Below are 23,731 nucleotides of genomic sequence, written 5' to 3' on the forward strand. Positions count from 1 at the left end.
CCGATTCTATAACGTGTTCTACATGAGTGATCGGGAATACGATGTGGTGGTCGTCGGGAGTGGCGCCGCTGGAATGACCGCCGCCCTCACCGCGGCGCACCACGGGCTGAGCGTGGTGGTGCTGGAGAAGGCCGCGCACTACGGCGGGTCGACCGCCCGGTCCGGGGGCGGGGTGTGGATTCCGGGCAACAAGGCGCTGCTCGCCTCGGGCCGCCCCGACGATCGCGACGAGGCGCGCACCTACCTGCACAGCATCATCGGCGACGTGGTGCCCGCCGAGAAGATCGACACCTACCTCGATCGCGGCGCCGAGGCGTTCGACTTCGTGCTCGACCACACGCCACTGAAGATGAAGTGGGTCCCCGGCTACTCCGACTACTACCCCGAGGCGCCCGGCGGACTGGGACAGGGCCGCTCCTGCGAACCGACACCGTTCAACGGCAAAGTGCTCGGCGCGGAACTGGCCAATCTGGAGCCGCCCTACGCCAAGGCGCCGATGAACGTCGTCGTCATGCAGGCCGATTTCGTGCGACTCAACCTGATCCGCCGCCACCCCAAGGGGATGATGCGGGCGCTGCGCGTCGGCGCGCGCACCTACCTGGCCAAGTTCACCGGTAAGCACCTGCTCGGCATGGGCCAGGCCATCATCGCCGCCATGCGCAAGGGCCTGCTCGACGCGGGTGTCCCGGTGCTGCTCGACACGCCACTCACCGACCTGGTGGAGACCGACGGCCGGATCACGGGCGTCAAGGCCACCGTCGACGGGCAATCGGTCACCTTCACCGCGCGCTACGGCGTGGTCCTCGGCAGCGGCGGTTTCGAGCACAACGCCGACATGCGCGCCAAGTACCAGCGACAGCCGATAACCACTGAGTGGACAACCGGTGCCGCGGCCAACACCGGCGATGGCATCGTGGCGGGCATGGCGGTAGGCGCGACGGTCGGGTTCATGGAGGACGCCTGGTGGGGTCCGACCATCTTCAAGGGCGGCAAGCCCTGGTTCGCGCTGGCCGAACGCAACCTGCCCGGCACCATCATGGTCAACGACCGGGGCGAACGCTTCGGCAACGAGTCGGCCCCGTACGTGGAGGCCGTGCACACCATGTACGGCGGCGAGTACGGCCAGGGCGCGGGCCCCGGCGAGAACGTGCCCGCCTGGCTGGTGTTCGACCAGCGCTACCGCAACCGCTACATCTTCGCGGGACTGCAACCGGGACAACGCTTCCCGAAACGCTGGCTGGAGAACGACAACATCGTCGCGGCCGACACGATCGCCGAACTCGCCGCCCGCATCGGTGTTCCCGCCGACGCGCTCGCCGGAACCGTCGACCGGTTCAACGGATTCGTCGCCGCGGGCAAGGACGAGGACTTCGGTCGCGGTGACAGCCACTACGACCGCTACTACGGTGACCCGACCGTGAAGCCCAACCCGTGCCTGGCCGAGATCTCGCATGGCCCGTTCTACGCCGCCAAGATCGTCCCCGGCGACCTCGGCACCAAGGGCGGTCTCGTCACCGATACCGCCGGACGCGTACTGCGGGAGGACGATTCGGTGATCGACGGACTGTACGCCGCGGGCAACACCAGCTCACCGGTGATGGGCCACACCTACGCGGGCCCAGGCGCGACCATCGGCCCCGCGATCACCTTCGCCTACCTGTCCGTGCTCGACATCGTCGCCAAGAAGTCCGCCACCACCGAGGAAGTGAAGTAGTGCCCATCGATCCACAGATCGCGCTCGGCGCGGCGCTGCCCAGCCGCGAATTCAGCTGGACCCCCACCGATGTGCAGCTCTACCACCTGGGACTCGGCGCCGGTGCGCGGTGCACCGACCCGGCCGAGCTGCGCTATCTCGACGACAGCGAACCCAAGGTGCTGCCGACCTTCGCCACCGTCGCCCCGACCCTCGGCGAGACCGCCGCACCGAGGGTGAGTTTCCCCGGCGTCGAGATCGACCTGGCGAAGGTGGTGCACGGTCATCAGGAAGTGTTGGTGCACAAGCCGATTCCCGCCGCTGGCAAGGCCGTGTCCGTCGGCCGGATCGCCGAGATCTGGGACAAGGGCAGCAACGCGGTGATCGTGCAGGAACACACCGTCACGGGCGCGGACGGCGAGCCGCTGTGGACGGCACGCTCCTCGATCTTCGCCAAGGGCGAGGGCGGCTTCGGTGGCGAACGCGGCCCGAGCACGAAAGCCGAGCTGCCCGACCGCGCCCCCGACGCGGAGCTCACCACCGCCACCCTCCCGCAGCAGGCACTGCTCTACCGCCTCTGCGGCGACCGCAACCCACTGCACTCCGACCCCGAATTCGCCAGGGCGGCAGGCTTTCCCGCGCCGATCCTGCACGGTCTGTGCACCTACGGTGTGGTGTGCAAATCGCTCACCGACATCCTGCTCGACGGCGACACCACCCGAGTCGCCGGGTTCCGCGCGAAATTCACCGGCGTCCTCTACCCCGGTGAGACCCTGCGCACCAAGGTCTGGCGCGAGGCGGACACGCTGGTCGCGGCGGTCACGGCCGTCGACCGCGACGACGCACCCGTCCTCGGCGACGTCACCCTGCGCATCGCCTGAAGTGAACACCTGATCACCACGCTCCGGTGGCGGCATCGGCCCGCCACCGGAGCGTGGTGATCTTGGTCAGGCGGGCGGGAGGGTGGTGTGGGCGGGTCGGGAGGTGAGGGTGGTGGTGAGGAAGGCGTAGATGGTGACTATGAGGATGGGGGCGGCGAGCGGGGCCCAGGCGAGGTTGACGGGCACCAGGGCCGCGGTGGTCGCGGCGATGGTGAACAGGACCGCGCCGCCGACCGAGGGGATGGTGGTGGGGACGACACCTTCGGGGGCGTGCAGGACGGCGGCGTTGAGGAGATAGGTGGTCGCAACCAGACCTGTTGCGGCGGAGGCTATTACGCCTACATCGGCGAAGGCGAGAGCAGCGATGGCGGTGAGCACGGCGCCGACCGAGGCGGGGCGCCACCACCAGCTCGCGATGACGAATGCCAGGGCGGGGACACCGAGGAACGGGTTGACCAGGGCGACCGAGGCGACGAGCAGCAGCCCGGCGAGCAGGGCGAGGAATCTGGTCATCGGCGCACCCGCACGGTTCGACGGTGGTCGGGGAGCAGGCGCATGGCCTGATCGAGGCGGGTGCCGTCGGGCCAGGCGATGATGTCGACACCGACAGTACCCATGTCGCGGTACATCGAGGCCCGCTCGAGCTGCCACATCTTGGCCATGGTCGGGTCGAGGCCCTCGGCGAAGGGCGTGCCGCGCAGCACGTCGACAGCGACCACCACGTGACCGCGTTTGCGCAGGTCGATGAGGGCCAGGGCGAACTGGGTGTCGAGCAGGGTGGAGAAGGCGACGATGATGGCGCCGATCGGCACCGCGGCGTGCGGGGCGAGGGTGCCCGTGTGCTCGACGTGCTCGTCACCGACGCCGAGGACGGTGTCGACGATCCGGTAGAACTGCCTGCGCCCGATGTCGGGACGCAACCAGCGCGGTGACTCACCGAGGCACACCACGGCGGTACGGTCACCGGCCTGCAACGTGGACTGCACCACCTGGGCGGCGCCGCGCACCGACAGTTCCAGCGAGTCGCTGGCCGGGCCGGGTGCCTGCTGGGAGGTGTCGACGAGGACGACCACATCGGCGGAACGGTTGGTGAACCGTTCGGTGACGTAGAGCCGCCCGCGACGCGCGCTCACCGGCCAGTTCACGGTGCGCAACTGGTCGCCGGGGGCGTAGGCGCGGATATCGGCGTATTCGACGCCGGGTCCGTGTCTGCGGGTGAGATGGGTGCCGATGCGATCGGGAAGTTCGGTGCGTGGCAGGCGCATGCGCTGCGGGTCGGCGATGGGATAGATGTAGAGGTTCGCGGCGGGCAGTTCGGCGGTGGCGACGGCGAGCCCGGCGGGGCTCAGCGCGGTCACCGCCGCCTGCACCGGGTAGCGTCCCCAGCGCGTGGCCGACAGCGCGAGCCGCATCCCGGCCGGTACGCCACCGGAGTCGTGGGATTCCTCCACCTCGAGGTCGAGACCGGCGAGCGGAACGGGGGCCATCCGCAACAGGGCGTGCCCGCTCTCGACGAACGCGGCGGCCGTGACGGTGACGGTCTCGCCCTCGAAACAGCGGACGGTGCCGCTCCCGTCGACCTGGATCCGGGTGGGGTTCTGCTGCCACGGGGCGGTGGCGAGCACCCCGAGCATCGGCGCGGCGAAGACGACGAGCTGCCACTGCCCCCGCAACACCGCGACCACGAGCGCCGCCGCGGCGCAACCGGCGAGGATGAACACCAACGGCGCCGGGCGCCACCGCAATTCGACCTCGACGGTCTTCGATTCGTCGCGGTGCTTCATGTGCTCGTCGCGCGGGGAACCGGTAGCCTGCGCAGCAGTTCGGCGATGACGTCCTCACCGCGGATGCGCCGCACCCACATCTCCGGGCGCAGCGTGATGCGGTGCGCCATGGCGGGCACGGCGAGCGCCTTCACGTCCTCGGGGATCACGTAGTCGCGGCCGAGCAGCAGCGCCCGCGCCCGCGACATCTGCACCAGGTCGAGTTCGGCGCGCGGGCTGGCGCCGACCTCCACCTGGGGGTGGCTGCGGGTGGCCGAGGCCAGTGCGACAACGTAATTCACCACGTCGGGGTGCACGGTGACGAACTCGACCGACTGCCGCATCTCCATCAGCCCCTGCGCGTCGACCACCTGGCCGACCTGCGGTGGGGTGGAGCCACGTTCGAGCCGACGCCGGATCATCTGGGTCTCGTCCTGCTCGGACAGGTACCCCAGACGCAGCTGGATGGCGAACCGGTCGAGCTGGGCCTCGGGCAGCGGGTAGGTGCCCTCGTACTCGATCGGGTTGTCGGTGGCGAGCACGATGAAAGGCTGTGGCAGCAGGAAGGTTTCGCCGTCGATGCTCACCTGGCCCTCGGCCATGGCCTCGAGCAGCGCCGCCTGGGTCTTGGGCGGGGTCCGGTTGATCTCGTCGGCGAGCAGCACATTGGTGAACACCGGTCCGCGGCGGAAGTTGAACCGCCCGGACGACATGTCGTAGATCGTCGAACCCAGCAGGTCGGCGGGCAGTAAATCCGGCGTGAACTGCACGCGGGTGAAATCCAGGCCGAGCGCGGCGGCGAACGACCGCGCGATCAGCGTCTTGCCGAGGCCGGGCAGATCCTCGATGAGGATGTGGCCCCCGGACAGCACGGCGATCATGATGAGCTGCATCTCATCGCGCTTGCCGACCACGACCCGGCCCAGCTCACGCAGCACTGCGTCGGAGCGCTGGACGGTCACGTTCAACGGCATTGTCATCGGTGGCCTCTAACCCCTCACATCGTCTGCAATCGGCGCAGGATCTCGTCCAGCGCCGCCCTACCCGGAGCGCGACCCGTCTGGTCGCGCAACGACGAATTGGCCGGGTCGACCCAGAGCCACAGTTCGGGACCGAACTGCAGCTGACCGGCCGCTTCGATGGCTCTGCGGTTCTTGGAAACCCGCATACCGGTGGACAGTTCGAACTCTTTGGCCAGCAGCGGGCGCAGGTGCCGGTCCCAGTCGGCGCGGGTGCCGTCGGCGCGGGCGACGAGCATCTCGGCGCGGGCGTGCCAGCGGCCGAGCATCTCGGCGGGACCGTTGTCGATGTATTCGGTGAGCGGTTCTTCGCGTCGCACCCGGTAGCGCAGCGACCACACGAGCACGCCGAGCGCGACCGCCACCGGCAGGGCGACGGCGAGCAGCAGCAGGTCGCGGTCGAGCCGCAACAGGACGACCTCGATGACGAGCACCGCGATCACCGCCGTGACGACAACTGTCGTCCGGTTCGACCGAATCTCCTCCCCCGGGTTCACGTGACCTCCGTGACCCGGGTCGCCCGATGCGCGCCGATCATGCGGGCACCACCCGTCGCTGCAGGTCCGAGAGCACGATGCGCAGCAGTTGTTCGGCGCGCATGCGCTGCCACTCGAGCATCGAGTGGGGGCTGAACCTGGCCTCCTCGAACAGCGCGACCAGTTCGCGGGCGGAGGCGTCGTGCAGCACACCACTCTCGAAGGCTCTGGCCAGCACCTCCATCGGAGTGTCGGAGGCCTTCGGACGGGCGACGCTGTCGGTGGACAGGCCGCGTTCCATGGCCACGTAGCAGGCGATGATCGCGGTGCGCGGGTCCTGGCCCGGCGCGTTCATCGCGGCCAGACCCATCTCGGCGGCGCGGGTGAGCGAGTCGACGTCGCTGGCGGTCGGTGCCGCGGGTTCCTCGACGACCGTCTGCTCGGGCGCGCGGCGGGCGGCGACCGCAACGGCGGCGAGCCCGGCCATCGCGACCGCGATCAGGGTGAGGGCCAGTCCCGCCGCGATGAGCAGGGCGGTGCCGGTGAGTTCGGTCGGGCCCGCGGTGGGGTCGGGGGCGGGCGCGTCGGTGGGGGTCGGCACCGGGCCGGAACCCTCGGACAGGGTCTCCGCGGCCGGGCGCATCGGGCGGGCGCCTGGCAGCAGGAACAGCGCGGTGACCCCGGCGGCGAAGAGCAGGGCGAGGGTGGCGACGAGCATCGGTACGAGCACCGCGAGCCTGCGCCACTGGACCTTCGGCAGCACGGTGTCCTCGTGGTGCGGCATGGCGAGTGGGAGACGGTGCTGGCTCGCGACGACTCCGGCCACCAGGATGACGATCGATACCAGCAGCAGCACCGGCATCACCGCGACGAGCAGCGGCGACGGCGTGCCCGCCGACTCGTCGGAACCCGCGCCGGGCAGACTGCCCTGTAGCGCGAAGGTCGCGCAGGCCACCAGTGCGATCACGACGATCGCCCGCGTAATGGGCTGATTCACCCCGATCACAGCTGTACCACCAAACCCCAGAGACTGCACAAATCAGCCACATAGTTACATGCCGGGCGGTTCGCTCGGGAGGAAATCGGCTCTTTTGGATTTCCTCCTGTTCATTGTCCCCCTCGCGGCCGTGCGCCCGCTACGCAGTACGAACGGTTCGGGCTCCGGTTAGTGAGAGTTCACTGAGTCGGCTCGCGGTGCGGGCGAGGTCCGGCACGGCCGCCACCCCGGCGGTCAGCTCGGTGACGGGTTCGGCCGCGTGGATCGTGCACGGCAGGTCGGCGTCGTAGAGGATGTCGACGAGATTCACCAGCCGCATCGCCCAGTCCGGTGGCACCTCGCGCAGCGGAGGCACCGCGACCAGCGTCCAGCGGTGGAAGCGGGCGGTCAGGCGCAGGTAGTCGGCGGCGCTGGTGGCGGTACCGCACAGGTGCGCGAAGCCGAAGGTGACCGCCTCACCGTCCACGGATTCCGCGCGCACCGTGCGCCCGTCGATCAGGTCGAGCACCACGCCCGGGCCGAGGATGTCCTCCGCCGTCACCACATAGCGTCCGGCGCCGAAGCCTTGGTCCTGGCGAGTGCCGAGGGTGCGGTAGTCGAGTGGGCCGTCGAGTGTCACCACGTCGAGGGCGGCGCGGATGCGCTCGATGGTCGGCACGAACCGGTCGTGGAACAGCGGGTTGGGCAGCAGCCCCTCGGGTGGGTAGTTCGACGTGACGACCAGGGTGCGGTGTTCGGCGAACAGGGTGTCGAGCAGCCGGGCCACGAGCATGGCGTCGCCGATGTCGTGCACGTGGAATTCGTCGAAACACACCAGTTCCGCGTCACCGAGCAAACGCGCGACCGCCTTTTCGATCGACCCGAGTTCGTGTGCCGCCGCGTGCAGTTCGGCGAAGAAGTTGTGGAAATGAAAGCGCCGCTTGCGAATCGGATCAGCCGAGGCGAAGAACCGATCCATCACCATCGTCTTGCCTCGGCCCGGCCTGCCGTGCAGGTAGATCCCACGCACCCGTTTCCGTACCCGCCCGTGCCGGTCGAGCAACCGCCCGAGCCGCGCCGCCGCCGCCGTCTGCCCGGGATCGAGAACCACTGCCACACCGACCTCCTCGTCCCACCCAGTTGTAGTGGGGCGAGGAGGACGGGCGACAGAGTTGGTGACCCGATCGACAGGGTGCGTTGAGTCACCCGCCGCCGCGTCAGGCGGTGAGCACCAGGCCGGAGGTCGGGACGCCGGTGCCCGCCGTGACGACGATGCGTTCCAGGTCGTCGACCTGGTTCACCGAGGTGCCTCGGAGCTGGCGGACAGCTTCGGCGATGCCGTTCATGCCGTGGATGTAGGCCTCACCGAGCTGACCGCCGTGGGTGTTGAGGGGCAGTCGGCCGCCGATCTCGATGGCACCGTCGGCGATGAAGTCCTTGGCTTCGCCGCGACCGCAGAAGCCGAGTTCCTCGAGCTGCATGAGGACGAACGGGGTGAAGTGGTCGTAGAGAATGGCCGCCTGCATATCGGTGGCGGCGAGACCGCTCTGCGCCCAGAGCTGCTCGCCGACGAGGCCCATTTCGGGCAGGCCGGTCATCGCGTCGCGGTAGTAGCTGGTCATCACGTACTGGTCGGGGCCGCTGCCCTGGGCGGCGGCCGCGATGACGGCCGGACGCTGCGGCAGGTCACGGGCCCGTTCGGCACTGGTGACGACGATCGCGACACCACCGTCGGATTCCTGACAGCAGTCGAGCAGGTGCAGCGGTTCGGCGATCCAGCGCGAATCCTGGTGCTGCTCCAGCGTGATCGGCTTGCCGTAGAAGAAGGCGTTCGGGTTCACCGCGGCGTGCTTGCGGTCGGCCACCGCGACCTTCCCGAAGTCGGCGCTGGTCGCTCCGGTGACATGCATGTACCGCCGGGCGACCATCGCCACCTGCGCGGCGGGCGTGCCGAGACCCTGCGGGTAGGCCCAGCCCGCGTCGATCCCCGAGGACGTCGGAGCCGCGGCGAGGGCAGGCGAGAACTGCCCGAAGCGGGCGCCGGAACGCTCGTTGAACGCGCGATAGGCCACGACGACATCGGCCACACCGGTGGCCACGGCCATCGCCGCCTGCTGCACGGTCGCGCAGGCCGCGCCGCCGCCGTAGCCGATATAACTGAAGAACTTCAGATTCGGGATGCCGACCGCCCTGGCCACGGCGGCCTGGGTGTTGGTGTCCATGGTGAAGGTGGTCAGCCCGTCGACGTCGGCGGGCGTGAGACCCGCGTCGGCCAGGGCGGCGGTGACCGCCTCGGCGGCCAGCCGCAATTCGCTGCGACCGGAGTCCTTGGAGAAGTCGGTGGCACCGATGCCGACAATGGCGGCGCGGCCGGACAGCGTGCTCATTTCGCCTCCAGTTCGGGCAGGGCGATGACCGCGGTCGCGGTGATGTGCTCGCCGAGACTGTCGCGACCACGGACATCGATGGTGACCGAGTCGCCCTCGACCTGCGCGACCGTGCCCGTCAGCGTCAAGGTGTCACCGGAATACAGCGGAACACCGAGCCGCAACGCGATGGACTTCACCCGTGCGGTCGGGCCCGCCCAGTCGGTGACGAACCGCTGCACGAGGCCGGTGTCGGTGAGGATGTTGACGAAGATGTCGGCGGATCCGCGCGCCACCGCCTTGTCCCGATCGTGGTGCACGTCCTGGAAGTCCCTGGTGGCCAGGGCGGTACTGATGATGAACGTGGGGTCGGCGTGGATCACCAACTCCGGCAACACGGTTCCCACGGTGGGAGCAGTCACGGCTTGCACCTCTTCTGTCATCGTCGTGCCTGCCAGTACGGGAGAACCGTGCCGTCGGCGAGCTTTTCGAAGGCGACCGTCACCGGCTGACCGATGGCCACCTCGGCCGGGTCGATCCCGCGCAGTTCGCCGAGCACGCGCACCCCTTCGTCGAGTTCGACGAGGGCGACCACGAACGGCAGGTCGCGCCCGGGCACCTTCGGCGCGTGGTGCACGACGAAGCTGAACACGGTGCCGGTGCCCGCCGCGACGACATAGTCCGTCGGCTCGGTCTTGTCCTGCCACAGCGCGGGGATCGGTGGGTGGCGCAACGAACCGTCGGGCAGGCGCTGGATGCGCAGCTCACCGGCTTCGGTTCCCGCCCAGAAGAATTCGGTATCACGGGAGATGACCGGTCCCACCCGGTCCGCCGGGGCGGTCTCCGATTCGGCCGCCCGCGCTGGGGCGAACTTCAGGAGACGGAACAGCATTTCGGTGACCACCTCGTCACCGACGGTCCAAGTGGTGGTGAAGGTCAGGAACCATCCGTCACCGAGCGCGGTTCGCTTGGGACCCTTGAACTCCGAGAGCCGACTGGTGGCCTTCACCTCTTCGCCGGGGCGCAGGTAGCGGTGGTAGGTCTGCTCGCAGTTGGTGCCGACGACGGAGGTGTAGCCCGCCGCGTCGAGCAGGTGGTTGACCCGCCCGATGGGGTCGTCGGCGGCGCGCTCGCCGTGCAGGCCGGTCATCGTCCAGACCTGGGCCATGGCGGGCGGCGCGACGATGCCGGGGTGACCGGCGGCCACGGCGGCGGCCTCGTCGACATAGATCGGATTGGTGTCGCCGATCGCCTCCACCCAGTTGTGGATCATCGGCTGGTTCACCGGGTCGCGGCCCACCCGGGGAGCGCTCTCCCCCGCCGCGACCAGTTCGGTCAGGCCCGCGTGGACATCCTCGGGCACAGCTGTTTCCGGCACACGCCGCTCCTGGTTCATCGGGGCACGCGCGGCAGTTCCAGGCCGGACGAGGCCACCAGTTCGCGCATGATCTCGTTGACGCCGCCACCGAAGGTGACGACGAGGTTCTGTTTGGTCCGCCGGTCGAGCCAGCCGAGCAGCTCGGCCGTGTCGGGGTCGGCGGCGTCGCCGTAGCGGCCGACGACCTCCTCCACCAGACGACCGGCTTCTTGCAGTGCCTCGGTGGAGAACACCTTGGTCGCCGAGGCATCGGCGATGACGGTGTTCTGCGCGGCGGCCGGGTCGGCGGCGGCGACCTGCCAGTTCAGCAACTCGTTGAGCCGCACCATGGTTCGCACCCGGCCGAGCGCGCGTCGCACCTCCGGCCGGGGCAGCAGATCGTGCGCCGCCGACCAGTCACGCAGGCGGTCGTAGAGCTGTTCGATCTTGCCCGAGGGGCCGAGGCTCACGCGCTCGTGGTTGAGCTGGGTGGTGATCAGCCGCCAACCCCGGTTCTCCTCGCCGACCAGCATGTCGGCGGGGACCCGCACGTCGTCGAAGTAGGTGGCGTTGGTGTGGTGGGCGCCGTCGCAGGTGATGATCGGCGTCCACGAATAGCCGGGGTCCGACGTGTCGACGATGAGGATCGTGATGCCGCGGTGGCGGGATTCGACCGTTCCGGTGCGGCAGGCCAGCCACACGTAGTCGGCCTCGTGCGCGCCGGTGGTGAAGATCTTCTGCCCGTTGACGATCCAGTCACCGTCGCCGTCTCGCACGGCGGTGGTGCGCAGCGCGGCCAGGTCGGTCCCGGCCGACGGCTCGGAATAGCCGATGGCGAAATGGATGTCACCGGAGAGGATTCCGGGCAGGAACTTCTTCTTCTGCGCATCGGTGCCGTACTTCTGCAGCGTGGGGCCGACGGTCAGCAAGGTGACCAGCGGCAGCGGCACATCGGCGCGGACGGCTTCGTTGAAGAAGATCTGCTGTTCCATCGGGCCGAAACCCTGCCCGCCGAACTCCTTCGGCCAGCCGACGCCGAGCCAGCCGTCGCGACCCATCCGGCGCACCACCTCGCGGTAGGCGTCGCCGTGCCGGTTGACCGCCATCTCGGCGTGTTCGGCGGGCGTGACGAGATCGGCGAAATAGGAACGCAATTCCTCGCGCAACCGCCGCTGTTCGGCGGTCAGATCGATGAACATCTGGCTCCCAGAAGGTCGAGCCGCAGATCCGCGCCGCCGAGCAGCCGCGCGAGATCCTTGGCCTGTGAGTAATAGCGGTGCATCGGGTGGGTGATGTCGACGCCGAGCCCCCCGTGCAGGTGATGGCACTGCTGCATGGCGCGCGGCACCTCGGCCGCCGCCCAGTACGCGAGGACGGCGAGGTCCTCGTCGATACGGTCCTGATGCTCGGGCGAGGCGTCGTTGTGCGCCAGCGCCCAGCACGCCGACTCGGCGGCCACGTGCAGCGTGCGCGACACCACGTAGAGGTCGGCGATCTGCTGGGCGACCGCCTGGAACTCCGCCAGTGGCCTGCCGAACTGTTCCCTGGTCCGCACGTGCTCGGCGGTCAGGGTGACCGCGCCTTTGAGTAGACCGTCGGCGACCGCGCCGAGGCAGGCGACGGCGTATCGGTGCAGGCCGGGCAGGGCGTCGGGCAGGAGTTGGTCGGCGGGGATCTCCACCTCGTCGAGGATCAGCGAAGCCTCGGGGACCCCGGCCGAGCTGGTCACCGCGATCACCTCGAGACCGGGTGCCACCCCGTCGACCAGGGCGACACCGGCGTCGGTCGGTACCAGGATCCAGCGGGCCTGTTCGGCGTAGAGCACACCGGTCTTGCGGCCCGTGACGCGCACGATGTCGCCGTCGCGCATCGCCGTCGTCGTCGGCGTGGTGGTGAACGGCGCGCCCGGTTCGTTGAGCGCGGCGGTGAGCACAGAGCCCTTGCCGATCTCGGCGAGCACCCGTTCGGCCAGGTCGTCGGGCAGCACCGGCAACAGCGGAAGTACACCGAACCCGAAGGTCGGCAGCGCGGGCACCGCGGCCGCGTCGGTGGCCAGTTCCATCAGCAGGGCCGCCACCTCGGGCAACCCCATCCCGTCGCCGCCGAACCGCTCGGGTACGGGGACGGCGAGCAGGCCCGAGTCGATGAGACTCGGCCACAATTCCATGTCGCGGGCAGGCTCACGTTCGAGCAGGCTCACGACAACCTCGGCTACGGCATCGGCACTTTCGTCGCGGGTGAAATCCACGGCGTCCTCCTTCGAGCTAACTGTCCGCATCGCGCGGCATGCCGAGAATCCGTTCGGCCGCCACGGTCAACAGGATCTGCTCGGTACCGCCCGCGATGGAGAGACAGCGTGTGAGCAAGAATTCTTTCAGACCGGCGCTGTCCAGGGAACCTTCTCGGCCGGAAAGTTCCAGGGCATATTCGGCGAGTTCCTGGCGGTACCGGACACCGACGAGTTTGCGGACGGCCGCCTGGGCGCCCGCGTCGGCTCCGACCACGATGGCCGCCGCGATACGCTGATCCAGCAAAGTGCCAGCAATCGAGGTGGTGATCAGGGCGCCGAACCGGTCCTCGCGCAGTTCCGTTCCCCATCCGCCGGGCGGGAAACCGTCGAGCAGCGCTTCCAACGCCCCACCGATCCCGCCGCCGCCCATGGCGACGCGCTCGGCCGAGAGGGTGGCGCGGGCGATCTTCCAGCCATTGTTCAGAGCGCCGACCAGGCAATTGTCGGGCACGAACACGTCGTCGAGGAACACCTCGCTGAACTTCTCCTCGCCGGTGATCTGCACCAGCGGGCGCACCTGCACGCCCTCGGCGCGCATGTCGACGAGGAAGTAGCTGATGCCGCGATGCTTGGCCGCGGCCGGATCGGTGCGGGCCAGGCAGATGCCCCAGTTCGCGGTGGCACCCAGCGACGTCCACACCTTCTGGCCGCGCAGCACCCAGCCGCCCTCGACCCGCTCGGCGGAGGTGCGAAGGGCGGCCAGGTCGGACCCGGCGCCCGGCTCGCTGAACAGCTGACACCAGATCACCTCGCCGTGCAGGGTCGGCCAGACGAAGCGCTCGATCTGCTCCTCGGTACCGAAGCGAAGCAGGGTCGGCACCGCCCAACCGGCGACCGCGAGGTCCGGGGTTTCCACCTCGGCGCGGCGCAGCTGCTCGGCGATCTGTAGGCAGGTCATCGGATCCGCGCCCCGCCCATAGGGTTTCGGCCAGTGCGGCATGATCAGGCCCGCGTCGGCGAGGGCACGCGGCCGTTCGGCCACCGGGAGCGCGGCAAGAGTGGCGATCTCGGCCGACAGCGCGGTGTCACCCTCGGCGTCACCGAGGACGCGCTCGGCCCCGGTGGTCCGGCGCTGCCCGTCGCGGGTCAACTCGGCGACCCGGGCCCGCCAGCGCGCCGACCCACCGAGCAGTTGCCGCAGCGAACTGGCCCGGCGCAGGTAGAGGTGCGCGTCGTGTTCCCAGGTGAAGCCGATGCCGCCGAGCACCTGGATGGCGTCCTTGGCGGTGTCGACGGCCGCGTCGAGGGCGCAGGCCGCGGCGACGGCCGCCGCGATCGGCAGTTCCTGGCCCCCGGAGTCGAAGGCGTCGGCGGCGTCGGCGGCCACCGCGCGGATCATTTCGGTGCGGCACAGCATCCAGGCGCACAGGTGCTTGATCGCCTGGAAGCTGCCGATCGGCTTGCCGAACTGCTCACGCACCTTGGCGTAGTCGACCGCCGTGCGCAGGCACCACCCGGCCAGCCCGGCGAGCTCGGCGGCCGCGAGGGTGACGAACAGGTCGGTGACGTCGAACGACGGCGTGAAACTCTGTGCGGCAGCGACACTCTCGGCGGTGACCCGCGCGACCGGCACCGTCGGATCACCGCTGGACAGCGGCGTGATCGTCGCGTCGGTGAGCACGAACCAGCGGGTGCCGTCCGCGGTGTCGGCGGGCACGAGTACCCGCGTCCCGGCCTCGGCGCCGTAGGTGAATTCCCAAGTGCCGCTGACCTTCCAGCCCTCGGCGTCCGAGCCCGTCGCCGTAGCCGACGACGCGTCGGGCAGCGCGACACCGCACGGCTCGTCATCGGCGGCACCGGCGACGAGACCGGCCAGCGCAGTTGCGAGCACCGGTCCGCCGACCAGGTCGTCTGCCGTCTGTTCCAGCAGCACGGCCAGGTCGGCGACGGTGCCGCCGAGTCCGCCGCGCTCGTCGTCGAGCGCTACCTGGAACAACCCGAATTCGGCAAGTGCAGGCCAGCATTCACGCCAGCTGCCCCCCGCCCGCATTGTTGCAATCGGCGCCGCCGCGCTGGCCCAGCTCCGCAGGGAGGCCGCGGCGGCTTTATGCTCGTCAGTGGTGGCGATGGTCACAAGAAAAACCGCCCTTCCGGCGTGGCTCCCACTCCTAGAACATGTTCTAATATCCGGGGTGGGTGTAAGTCAAGAGACCTTCACCGGCAACCATGTTCTCCTGCCGTACTCAGCGAAAGGGTTTCCACGATGGACAGTCCCGCACCAACGCCCACCGTGACAACGCTGTCCGAAGAGGAGCTGAGTTCCACGGCGCAGCGCGAACGTCGCAAGCGCATCCTCGACGCCACCCTCGCGCTGGCGTCCAAGGGCGGCTACGACGCGGTGCAGATGCGCGCGGTCGCCGAACGCGCCGACGTGGCCGTCGGCACCCTCTACCGCTACTTCCCCTCCAAGGTCCACCTGCTGGTTTCGGCCCTGGCCAGGGAATTCGAGCAGTTCGAGAGCAAGCGCAAGCCACTGGCAGGCGACGGCTCCTCCGAGCGCATGCACGGCCTGCTCACCCAGATCACCCGGATGATGCAGCGCGATCCGCTGCTCACCGAAGCCATGACCCGCGCGTTCATGTTCGCCGACGCCTCCGCCGCCGCCGAGGTCGACCGCGTGGGCAAGGTGATGGACCGGGTGTTCGCCCGCGCCATCGCCGACGGCGAACCGACCGAGCGCCAACTCGCCATCGCGCGCGTGATCTCGGATGTGTGGCTGTCGAACCTGGTGGCCTGGCTCACCCGGCGCGCGTCCGCGACCGACGTCACCGAACGGCTCGAACTCACCGTCGACCTGTTGCTGGGCGATCGCGGATAACCCCTGCTCACCCGTCGGTCCATCCGGACGAGGACCGACGGGATTAGCCGCGAGGTCGCGGGCTACCCGGACGACACTCGTGCGCACAACCCGCCGCGCCGCTCGCGCGCGAGAATTGACCCAGTATTGTTTTTGGCGCCCCCAGATCCACTCCTCCCATCACTAGGTTGGATGCGTGAGCGCACAGGAACTGCCCTTGGATGTCCGCCGTGCACTGGCTTCGGTCGCACGAGTGCCACGGCTATTGGTCGCCTCGGACTACGACGGGACAATCGCCCCGATCGTGTCCGACCCGTCGAAAGCGTTTCCCCAACGGGAATCGGTGAGTGCGCTACGCGCGCTCGCGGGACTGACCAATACCACGGCAGCGGTGATCTCCGGCCGGGCACTTCGGGATCTGGCCGCGCTGTCGCGGCTGCCCGTCGAGGTCCAACTGATCGGTAGTCACGGGTCCGAGTTCGATGTGGGCTTCGTGCACGCCATCGACAACGACGCCAAACAACTCCTCTCCGAGATCCACGCCGCCTTCGCCAAGATCGCCGCCGACAACCCCGGTGTCACCGTGGAGATGAAACCGGCGAGCGCCGCCCTGCACGTGCGCAACGCCAGCCCCGAAATCGGCAGGCGCGCACTCAAAGCCGCGCGCCAGGGCCCGGCGTGCTGGGTGGGCGTGCAGGTGACCGAAGGCAAGGCGGTGATCGAACTCGCGGTGATCCCCACCGACAAGGGCACCGCGCTCGACACCATCCGGCACCAGGAAAGCGCCTCGGCCGCAGTGTTCTTCGGCGACGACGTCACCGACGAGAAGGCCTTCCGGGTGCTGTCGGGTCCCGATGTCGGCATCAAGGTCGGCGAGGGCGAGAGCCTGGCCAAGCTGCGCGTCGACTCCACCGAGGACGTGGCGCGCGCGCTGGCGTTCCTCGTCGAGGAGCGGCGCACCTGGCTCGCCGGTGCGAGCGCGCCGCGCATCGAACGGCTGAGCATGCTCGCCAGCCCGCGCTCGGTCGCGCTGCTCACCCCCGACGCGACCGTCACCTGGTTCTGCCATCCGGAACCCGATTCGGCGGCGGTGTTCGCGCACCTGCTCGGTGGGTCGGCGGCCGGGCACTTCACGGTGGCGCCGGAACGGCCGAGCCTGCCGTTGTCGCAGCGCTATGTCGACGGCACCATGACCGTCGAAACCCGGTGGGCCAGTTTGCAGGTGGCCGACTACCTGCCCCACGACGTGACCCCGAGCCGAACCGACCTGACCCGCGTCATCACCGGGACCGCCAAGGCCGTCGTGCACTTCGCGCCGCGCCCGGAATTCGGGCAGGTGCCCGTGCGGATCGAGGCCGTGCACAACGGACTTCGGGTGAGCGGCACCAACGATCCGATGGTGCTGCGCTCCCCCGGCGTGGAGTGGGAGATCACCTCCGACGGCATCAGCGAGCAGGCGCGCGCGGTGGTCGACCCGGCCGTGGCGCCGGTGGTTCTCGAATTGCGCTGCGGTACAGCCGATCTCGCGCCGTCGATGACGCCGGAACCGCAGCGTCGGCAGCTGGCCGAACAGTACTGGGCCGAATGGGCGAGCGGCCTGCAGCTGCCGCCGCTCAAGCCCGATCTGATGAAGCGTTCCGCGCTGACCCTGCGCGGGCTGGTGCACCGCCCGTCCGGCTCGATCCTCGCCGCCGCGACCACCTCGCTGCCCGAGGACATCGGCGGCGTGCGCAACTGGGACTACCGCTACTGCTGGCTGCGCGACGCCTCACTCACCGCGCAGGCCCTGGTGACGCTCGGTTCGCTCACCGAGGCCGAGGAATTCCTCGACTGGGTGCACAAGGTGCTCGCCACCCTGCCCGGACCCGAGCGGCTGCACCCGCTGTACACGATCTACGGCGAAACACTGCCGCCCGAGGCCGTCATCGACCTGCTGCCGGGCTACGCCGGTTCGCGGCCGGTGCGTGTGGGCAACGCGGCCAACATGCAGGTCCAGCTCGATGTGTTCGGCCCGATCGTCGACCTCATCACCACCATGGCGCAGGAACGGGAACGCCAGGGCGCCACCGACGCTGCCGAAGCACTGCCCGACGCGGACTGGGAACTGGTGCACGCCATGGTCTCGGCCGTGCGGCGGCGCTGGACCGAGCCCGATCACGGCATCTGGGAGATCCGTGGCAACCCGCGTCACCACGTGTACTCGAAGGTGATGGGGTGGCTCACCGTCGACCGGGCGCTCACCCTCGCGCAGCGTTTCGATCGCGGGATCGATCCCGAATGGGTGACCCTGCGCGACACCATCGCCGAGGAAGTGAAGGCCAAGGGCTGGAACGAGGAGGTGCAGTCCTACACCGCGGCCTACGACGGCACCGACCTGGACGCGGCCACCCTGCACATCGGCCTCAGCGGCCTGATCGACCCGGCCGATCCGCGCTTCGCGGCGACCGTTGTCGCCACCGAGGCCGAACTGCGCAGTGGCGCGACGGTGTACCGCTACCACCACGACGACGGTCTGCCCGGCGGCGAGGGCGGCTTCCACCTGTGCGCGGCCTGGCTGGTCGAGGCCTACCTCCTCATCGGCCGCCGCTCCGACGCGGAAGCCCTGTTCGCCCAGCTCGTCGCCGCGGCCGGGCCGACCGGTCTGCTCAGCGAGGAGTACGACCCGGTCGCCGAGCGCTCGCTCGGCAACCATCCGCAGGCCTACAGCCATCTCGGCCTGCTCCGCTGCGCCCAGCTCCTCAGCAGTGCCCGCCTCCCCGTGACATCGGGCCAGACCTAGGCGCGGGACATACCAGGCAGGTGGCCGACGTTCCCCTGCGGGAACGTCGGCCCGTGCCCGGTGAATTACCCCTATACGGACGAACCAGGGGCGATGACCGATAGGCCTCGTTCAAGGGTGCGGCGGATTCCTGCTAATCTAAAACGGTAACGATTTCCATTATGATCTGCCGCACAACTGTCTGCGGTCCGGTCGTGGTTTGCCCTCAGGAGTCCCGCGTGAACAGTCGAATCGCCCGTGCGTGTGCCGGTCTCACGGCGGGGGTGGCGGTCGCCGCCGTGCTCACGGCGTGTGGCGGCGGCTCCGAGGAATCCGGGACTCCATCGATCGTGGCGTCCACCGATGTGTGGGGGTCGGTCGCGAGCGCGGTCGCCGGACCGGACGCCCAGGTCAGCGCCATCATCACCGATCCAGCCGCCGACCCGCATTCGTTCGAGACCTCGGCCACCGATACCGCGAAGATCAGCGATGCCGAGCTCGTGGTGTTCAACGGCGGGCACTACGACGAGTTCATCGAGCAGGCCATCGCCGGTAAGGACAAGCGCACCGTCGAGGCGTTCGAACAGCGCACCGACAAGAGCGACGAGAACGAGCACGTCTGGTACGACATCACCACCGTCGCCGCCGTCGCCGACCGCATCGCCGCCGAACTCGGCGAGATCGACGCACCGCACAAGGACGCCTACACCGAGCGCGCCGTCGCCTTCAAGAACCAGCTGATGGGCATCAGCACCATCACCGGTGCCATCGCGGCGCAGACGCCGAACGCGGCGGTCGCCCAGTCCGAGCCGCTGGCGCACTACCTGCTGCTGGCCGCCACGGCGCAGGACAAGACTCCGCACGAATTCCAGGAAGCGATCGAGCAGGAGACCGACCCGTCTCCGGCCGCCGTCGCCGCCACCCGCGACCTCATCACCGGCAAGCAGGTCAAGGCCCTGATCTACAACACCCAGACCCAGGACAAGGTCACCCAGGATCTGCGCGCGGCCGCCCAGGCGGCGGGCGTGAACGTGGTCGAGGTGACCGAAACACTGCCCGAGGGTGTCGATTATGTGCAGTGGCAGACGGCCAACGCCAAGGCGCTGGCCGCGGCCCTGCGCTGATGCTCGAATCCAGCGGACCACGCACCACCCGGCTCGCTGAACCAGACCGACGCAGACCGAACCGCTGAACACTCGACCGAGGACCTCATGACCGACGCGACCGCACTGACGGGGACCGGTATGCCCGGCACCGCGGGCACGCCTGCCGTCGGCGCCGCAGACGCGCCCGCCGATCCGGCGATCCGGTTGCGCTCGGCCACGATGGCGTTCGGCGAACGCACGCTCTGGAGCGACCTCGATCTCGAGGTCTCCCCCGGTGAGTTCATCGCGGTGCTCGGGCCGAACGGGTCGGGGAAGACCTCGCTGCTGCGGGTGCTGCTCGGCACGCTCGGCCTCAGCGCGGGCACCGCTGAGATCGCCGGACGACCGGCCGGGGTGGGCAACCCAGGCATCGGGTACATCCCGCAGCAGAAGACGATCGACGCGGGCGTGCTGTTGCGTGGCGTCGACCTGGTCGGACTCGGTGTCGACGGGCACCGGTGGGGACTCGGCTGGCGCAAGCGTGGGGAACGGGCCGCGCGGGTCGAGGCCGCCGTGGCCGCCGTCGGCGCGCAGCAGTTCGCGCACGCGCCGCTCGAATCGCTGTCCGGCGGCGAGCAGCAGCGGTTGCGGGTGGCCCAAGCGCTCGTCGGCGACCCGTCGGTGCTGCTGTGCGACGAACCGCTGCTCAGTCTCGACATGGCCAATCAGCGGCTCGTCGCCGAACTGATCGACAAGCGCCGCCGCGAACACGACACCGCCGTGCTGTTCGTGACCCACGAGCTCAACCCGATCCTGCCGCTGGTCGACCGGGTGCTGTACCTGGTCGACGGCGAGTTCCGGATCGGCACACCCGACGAGGTGATGACCTCGCAGACCCTCTCGGAGCTCTACGGCACCGAGGTGGAGGTGCTGCGGGTGCGCGGGCGGCTCGTCGTCGTCGGCACCGGGGACGACATGGACGCGCTGGCCTGATGGACAAGCTCACCAAAGTGCTCACGTCGATGTTCGACATCGGCACCACCGCGAACCTGCTCGGCTACGACTTCGTTCAGCAGGCCCTGCTCGCCGCCGCCCTGCTCGGCCTGCTCGCCGGGCTGATCGGCCCGCTCATCGTGGCCAGGCAGATGTCGTTCGCGGTGCACGGAACGAGCGAACTGTCGTTGACCGGCGCGGCGGCGGCGCTGCTCGTCGGCGTGGGCGTCGGGTTCGGCGCGATCGCCGGTTCGGTGGTAGCGGCCGTGCTGTTCGGCTGGCTCGGTTCCCGTGCGCGCGAACGCGATTCGGTGATCGCGGTGGTGCTCTCGTTCGGGCTCGGCCTGTCGGTGCTGTTCCTGTGGCTTTCCCCCGACCGTGCCGGATCGAAGTTCTCGCTGCTCACCGGTCAGGTCGCCAGCGTCGGCTACGACGGGCTCGCCCTGCTGCTCACCTGCACCGCCGCCGTGCTCGCTGTGCTCGCCGTGGTGTACCGGCCGCTGCTGTTCGCCAGCGCCGACCCCGAAGTCGCCGTGGCACGCGGCATCCCGGTTCGCGCGCTGTCGGTGGTGTTCGCGGTACTGCTCGGCATCACCGCCGCGTTCGGCGTGCAGATCGTCGGCGCACTGCTGGTGCTCGCCCTGCTCATCACCCCCGCCGCCGCGGCTGCCCAGGTGACCTCGAGTCCGCTGCGGGCCACCGTGCTGTCGGTGATCTTCGCCGAGGTGGCCGCCGTCGGCGGGCTGCTGCTGTCGCTGGCGCCGGGCGTGCCGGTGTCGACCTTCGTCACCGGCATCTCGTTCACCATCTACCTGGTGTGCCGGGTCGTCGGACACCGGCAACGCAAGCTCGCGTCCGTGCGCTGAAATCGCCACGCCCCGCGCACGACGGCGCCATGATTCATCCATGATCGATTTCTCGGTACCGGAGGATCTGGCCGCCCTGCGGGATCGGGTGCGCGCGTTCGTCGTGGAGCGGATCGTGCCGTTCGAACGCGATCCCCGGCTCACCGCGCACGGGCCGACCGACGAGTTGCGCGCCGAACTGGTGGAGCTGGCGCGGGCGGAGAAGCTGCTCACCGTGCAGGCGCCCGTCGAGTACGGCGGGCTCGGGCTGAGCCACGTCGAGCAGGCGCTGGTGTACGAGGCGGCCGGATGGTCGACGCTCGGGCCGGTCGCGATGAACTGCGCGGCACCCGACGAGGGCAACATGTACCTGCTCGGCAAGATCGCCGATCCCGACCAGATCGAGCGGCATCTGATGCCGATGATCCGCGGCGAACGGCGATCGGTGTTCGCCATGACCGAGCCGGGCGGAGCGGGTTCGGACCCCGGCCAGCTCAGCACCCGGGCGGTGTTCGACGGTGAGAACTTCGTGATCGACGGACAGAAATGGCTCATCACCGGAGCCGACGGCGCGGCCACCTGGATCATCATGGCCGACCTGGCCGAGAACCCGCACCTGCCCGCCGGACCGACCCTGTTCCTCACCGAGGCCGACACACCGGGCATCGTCATCGAGCGGGTCATGAACACGATGGACCGCAACTACGTGGGCGGGCACGCGGTGGTGCGGTTCGAGAAGCTGACGCTGCCACCGAGCGCGGTCCTCGGCCGCACCGGCCAGGCGCTGCGCTACGCCCAGTTGCGTCTGGCGCCCGCCCGGCTCACCCACTGCATGCGGTGGCTCGGCGCCGCCGAACGCGCGCAGAGCATCGCGCTCGACCACGCGCGTACGCGCACCGCCTTCGGCAAACCCATCGGACAGCACGAAGGGGTGTCGTTCATGTTGGCCGACAACGAAATCGCGCTGCACCAGTGCAGGCTCACCATCTGGCACACCTGCTGGCTGATGGACCAGGGTCACCAGGCCAGGCACGAATCATCGATGGCCAAGGCCGCTGTTTCCGAAGAACTGTTCAAGGTCACCGACCGGTGCGTGCAGGTGCTCGGCGGCATCGGGATCAGCGACGAGACCGTGGTCGAGATGCTGTTCCGCGACATGCGGGCCTTCCGGCTCTACGACGGGCCGACCGAAGTCCACAAATACGCGATCGGCAGACATCTGGTCGGCCGCTAGTACCATTCGATCCCATGAGTTCGGAATTGCTGGTCGATGTCCGTGCGGGCGTCGCGGTACTCACGCTCAACCGTCCTGCCCAGCGCAATGCCGTCACGGTGACGATGGCGGCCGAACTCGGGGCGGCCCTGCGTCGCTGCGACGGCGACGACGCCGTCCGCGCCGTCGTCATCACCGGCACCCCACCCGCCTTCTGCGCGGGCGCCGACCTGTCGGCCTCGGCGGGCGGGCCTAGCGCGACGCTCGACCCGGCGCCGTGGCAGGTGCGCAAACCGGTGATCGCCGCCGTGAACGGACACGCCGTCGGAATCGGGCTCGCCCTGGCCCTGCAGTGCGACCTGCGCTACTTCGCCGACGACGCCGTATACGGGCTCACCCAGGTCCGGCGCGGCGTGCTCGCCGACGGCTACGCGCACTGGACCGTACCCCGCCTGGCCGGGCTCGCCAACGCCGCCGACATCATGCTCACCGGCCGCACCTTCGACGGCGCCGAAGCCAAGTCGATGGGGCTGGCCAATGCCAGCCTGCCCGCCGCCGAGGTGCTGCCGACCGCGCTGTCCGTCGCCGAGGACATCGCCGGTGGCCCCGCACCGCTGCCCGTGGCCCTCACCAAGCGGCTCATCTGGGAAAGCCTCGGCATGACCCCCGCCGTCGTCGGGCAGCTCGAGTCCGAACTCAACGCACACGTCGCCAAGAGCATCGACGGCGGCGAGGCGATGACAGCGTTCAAGGAACGTCGCCAACCGAACTGGTCGGGCAGCGTCACCGACGAATGGCCCGCCTGGGACGCCCCCGGCGAACGCCCACGGCTGGACTAGCTGTACTGCCCAGGCAGGTTGGTTGAGGGATTGTGACGACACGCTGTAGGTGATCGTTGAATGGCGAAGGTCTCCGTCGTGGAGTGGGAGTTGCTGAGACAACCACCCAACGACAGGAGACCTTCGTGGTCCACGCTAACGCACCACTGACTCCGAAAGGCCGATTGCTGCTGGCCCGCCGCATCGTCGATGACGGTTGGCCGATCGCTCGAGCGGCCGAGTACTTCCATGTTTCATGGCCGACGGCCAACCGATGGCAGAAGCGTTACCGCGAGATCGGCGCAGCCGGGATGGCCGACCGTTCCAGCCGCCCGCACCACAGCCCGAACCGCACCCCGGCACCGGTGGTCCGCAAGATCGTGGATTTGCGCCGGCGCAAG

At 69.4% G+C, this 23,731-nt stretch carries 22 protein-coding genes; 10 read left to right on the forward strand and 12 right to left on the reverse strand.

All coding sequences use genetic code 11. From position 1 onward, the window contains the following. Positions 1-22 precede the first annotated feature (22 nt). Together kstD and chsH3 are read left to right on the forward strand one after the other, a co-directional pair. Positions 23-1,714, forward strand: coding sequence for a 3-oxosteroid 1-dehydrogenase (gene kstD / locus NC7_RS25265; RefSeq protein WP_067987522.1), 1,692 nt, complete (start codon positions 23-25; stop codon positions 1,712-1,714). After that, complete coding sequence (gene chsH3 / locus NC7_RS25270) at positions 1,714-2,574, forward strand: enoyl-CoA hydratase ChsH3 (RefSeq protein ID WP_067987461.1); 861 nt, start codon at positions 1,714-1,716, stop codon at positions 2,572-2,574. The genes kstD and chsH3 overlap by 1 nt, the downstream gene beginning before the upstream one ends. A gap of 66 nt (positions 2,575-2,640) precedes the next feature. On the opposite strand, the gene NC7_RS25275 is transcribed toward chsH3, so the two are convergent. From NC7_RS25275 to NC7_RS25330, 12 genes are all read right to left on the reverse strand, one after another. Beyond that, a complete protein-coding gene (locus tag NC7_RS25275) occupies positions 2,641-3,087 on the reverse strand; it encodes a hypothetical protein (RefSeq protein ID WP_067987464.1) in 447 nt (148 codons plus the stop codon). Further along, complete coding sequence (locus tag NC7_RS25280; protein ID WP_067987467.1) at positions 3,084-4,358, reverse strand: DUF58 domain-containing protein; 1,275 nt, start codon at positions 4,356-4,358, stop codon at positions 3,084-3,086. The genes NC7_RS25275 and NC7_RS25280 overlap by 4 nt, the downstream gene beginning before the upstream one ends. Then, positions 4,355-5,317, reverse strand: a complete 963-nt coding sequence (locus NC7_RS25285; protein WP_067987470.1) for an AAA family ATPase — start codon at positions 5,315-5,317, stop codon at positions 4,355-4,357. Before NC7_RS25285 ends, NC7_RS25280 begins: the two co-directional genes overlap by 4 nt. Positions 5,318-5,334: 17 nt before the next feature. After that, positions 5,335-5,853, reverse strand: coding sequence for a hypothetical protein (locus NC7_RS25290; RefSeq protein ID WP_236573235.1), 519 nt, complete (start codon positions 5,851-5,853; stop codon positions 5,335-5,337). 37 nt (positions 5,854-5,890) lie between these two features. After that, entirely contained in the window at positions 5,891-6,829 is a 939-nt protein-coding gene (locus tag NC7_RS25295; RefSeq protein ID WP_067987526.1) for a DUF4129 domain-containing protein, read from the reverse strand. A gap of 139 nt (positions 6,830-6,968) precedes the next feature. Further along, positions 6,969-7,925 carry a cell division protein ZapE gene (gene zapE, locus NC7_RS25300; protein WP_084458782.1) on the reverse strand — a complete coding sequence of 319 codons (957 nt, stop codon included), beginning with the start codon at positions 7,923-7,925 and terminating at the stop codon, positions 6,969-6,971. Between the two features lie 100 nt (positions 7,926-8,025). Then, positions 8,026-9,195 carry a lipid-transfer protein gene (locus NC7_RS25305; protein WP_067987476.1) on the reverse strand — a complete coding sequence of 390 codons (1,170 nt, stop codon included), beginning with the start codon at positions 9,193-9,195 and terminating at the stop codon, positions 8,026-8,028. Beyond that, a complete protein-coding gene (locus NC7_RS25310) occupies positions 9,192-9,617 on the reverse strand; it encodes a MaoC family dehydratase (protein WP_174550267.1) in 426 nt (141 codons plus the stop codon). Before NC7_RS25310 ends, NC7_RS25305 begins: the two co-directional genes overlap by 4 nt. Further along, positions 9,614-10,570, reverse strand: a complete 957-nt coding sequence (locus tag NC7_RS25315) for a bifunctional MaoC family dehydratase N-terminal/OB-fold nucleic acid binding domain-containing protein (protein WP_084458783.1) — start codon at positions 10,568-10,570, stop codon at positions 9,614-9,616. Before NC7_RS25315 ends, NC7_RS25310 begins: the two co-directional genes overlap by 4 nt. Beyond that, positions 10,567-11,730, reverse strand: a complete 1,164-nt coding sequence (locus NC7_RS25320) for an acyl-CoA dehydrogenase family protein (RefSeq protein ID WP_067987479.1) — start codon at positions 11,728-11,730, stop codon at positions 10,567-10,569. The genes NC7_RS25315 and NC7_RS25320 overlap by 4 nt, the downstream gene beginning before the upstream one ends. Further along, entirely contained in the window at positions 11,715-12,779 is a 1,065-nt protein-coding gene (locus NC7_RS25325) for an acyl-CoA dehydrogenase family protein (RefSeq protein ID WP_067987484.1), read from the reverse strand. Before NC7_RS25325 ends, NC7_RS25320 begins: the two co-directional genes overlap by 16 nt. A gap of 16 nt (positions 12,780-12,795) precedes the next feature. Beyond that, positions 12,796-14,895, reverse strand: coding sequence for an acyl-CoA dehydrogenase family protein (locus tag NC7_RS25330; protein WP_067987486.1), 2,100 nt, complete (start codon positions 14,893-14,895; stop codon positions 12,796-12,798). A gap of 129 nt (positions 14,896-15,024) precedes the next feature. On the opposite strand from NC7_RS25330, the gene kstR reads away from it, so the two are divergent. The 8 genes from kstR to NC7_RS25370 form a co-directional block, all read left to right on the forward strand. Beyond that, a complete protein-coding gene (gene kstR / locus NC7_RS25335; protein ID WP_067987490.1) occupies positions 15,025-15,639 on the forward strand; it encodes a cholesterol catabolism transcriptional regulator KstR in 615 nt (204 codons plus the stop codon). Between the two features lie 175 nt (positions 15,640-15,814). Beyond that, on the forward strand, positions 15,815-18,397 hold the full coding sequence (gene otsB, locus NC7_RS25340) for a trehalose-phosphatase (RefSeq protein WP_067987492.1): 2,583 nt from the start codon (positions 15,815-15,817) through the stop codon (positions 18,395-18,397). Positions 18,398-18,615: 218 nt separating this feature from the next. After that, positions 18,616-19,500, forward strand: coding sequence for a metal ABC transporter solute-binding protein, Zn/Mn family (locus NC7_RS25345; protein WP_067987495.1), 885 nt, complete (start codon positions 18,616-18,618; stop codon positions 19,498-19,500). A 201-nt stretch (positions 19,501-19,701) separates the two neighbouring features. Beyond that, positions 19,702-20,454, forward strand: coding sequence for a metal ABC transporter ATP-binding protein (locus NC7_RS25350; RefSeq protein ID WP_373861277.1), 753 nt, complete (start codon positions 19,702-19,704; stop codon positions 20,452-20,454). Continuing rightward, positions 20,454-21,320 carry a metal ABC transporter permease gene (locus NC7_RS25355; protein ID WP_157102174.1) on the forward strand — a complete coding sequence of 289 codons (867 nt, stop codon included), beginning with the start codon at positions 20,454-20,456 and terminating at the stop codon, positions 21,318-21,320. Before NC7_RS25350 ends, NC7_RS25355 begins: the two co-directional genes overlap by 1 nt. Before the next feature lie 40 nt (positions 21,321-21,360). Continuing rightward, on the forward strand, positions 21,361-22,533 hold the full coding sequence (locus tag NC7_RS25360; RefSeq protein ID WP_067987498.1) for an acyl-CoA dehydrogenase family protein: 1,173 nt from the start codon (positions 21,361-21,363) through the stop codon (positions 22,531-22,533). Between the two features lie 14 nt (positions 22,534-22,547). Beyond that, a complete protein-coding gene (locus NC7_RS25365) occupies positions 22,548-23,351 on the forward strand; it encodes an enoyl-CoA hydratase/isomerase family protein (protein ID WP_067987502.1) in 804 nt (267 codons plus the stop codon). A 125-nt stretch (positions 23,352-23,476) separates the two neighbouring features. After that, positions 23,477-23,731: leucine zipper domain-containing protein (locus NC7_RS25370; RefSeq protein ID WP_157102175.1), on the forward strand; the 255-nt coding region annotated here is incomplete at its 3' end.

Origin of the sequence: Nocardia caishijiensis NBRC 108228 (assembly GCF_001612825.1) — a bacterium.
In the GTDB taxonomy this organism is placed as follows: Bacteria; Actinomycetota; Actinomycetes; order Mycobacteriales; family Mycobacteriaceae; genus Nocardia; species Nocardia caishijiensis.

Bases quoted from the DNA above. Each gene is read 5' to 3' on its own strand.
- NC7_RS25275 (WP_067987464.1), bottom strand. From the start codon at position 3,087: ATGACCAGATTCCTCGCCCTGCTCGCCGGGCTGCTGCTCGTCGCCTCG.
- NC7_RS25320 (WP_067987479.1), bottom strand. From the start codon at position 11,730: ATGTTCATCGATCTGACCGCCGAACAGCGGCGGTTGCGCGAGGAATTG.
- NC7_RS25285 (WP_067987470.1), bottom strand. From the start codon at position 5,317: ATGACAATGCCGTTGAACGTGACCGTCCAGCGCTCCGACGCAGTGCTG.
- NC7_RS25360 (WP_067987498.1), top strand. From the start codon at position 21,361: ATGATCGATTTCTCGGTACCGGAGGATCTGGCCGCCCTGCGGGATCGG.
- NC7_RS25315 (WP_084458783.1), bottom strand. From the start codon at position 10,570: ATGAACCAGGAGCGGCGTGTGCCGGAAACAGCTGTGCCCGAGGATGTC.
- NC7_RS25280 (WP_067987467.1), bottom strand. From the start codon at position 4,358: ATGAAGCACCGCGACGAATCGAAGACCGTCGAGGTCGAATTGCGGTGG.
- NC7_RS25365 (WP_067987502.1), top strand. From the start codon at position 22,548: ATGAGTTCGGAATTGCTGGTCGATGTCCGTGCGGGCGTCGCGGTACTC.
- NC7_RS25310 (WP_174550267.1), bottom strand. From the start codon at position 9,617: ATGACAGAAGAGGTGCAAGCCGTGACTGCTCCCACCGTGGGAACCGTG.
- NC7_RS25355 (WP_157102174.1), top strand. From the start codon at position 20,454: ATGGACAAGCTCACCAAAGTGCTCACGTCGATGTTCGACATCGGCACC.
- kstR (WP_067987490.1), top strand. From the start codon at position 15,025: ATGGACAGTCCCGCACCAACGCCCACCGTGACAACGCTGTCCGAAGAG.
- NC7_RS25350 (WP_373861277.1), top strand. From the start codon at position 19,702: ATGGCGTTCGGCGAACGCACGCTCTGGAGCGACCTCGATCTCGAGGTC.
- NC7_RS25305 (WP_067987476.1), bottom strand. From the start codon at position 9,195: ATGAGCACGCTGTCCGGCCGCGCCGCCATTGTCGGCATCGGTGCCACC.
- kstD (WP_067987522.1), top strand. From the start codon at position 23: ATGAGTGATCGGGAATACGATGTGGTGGTCGTCGGGAGTGGCGCCGCT.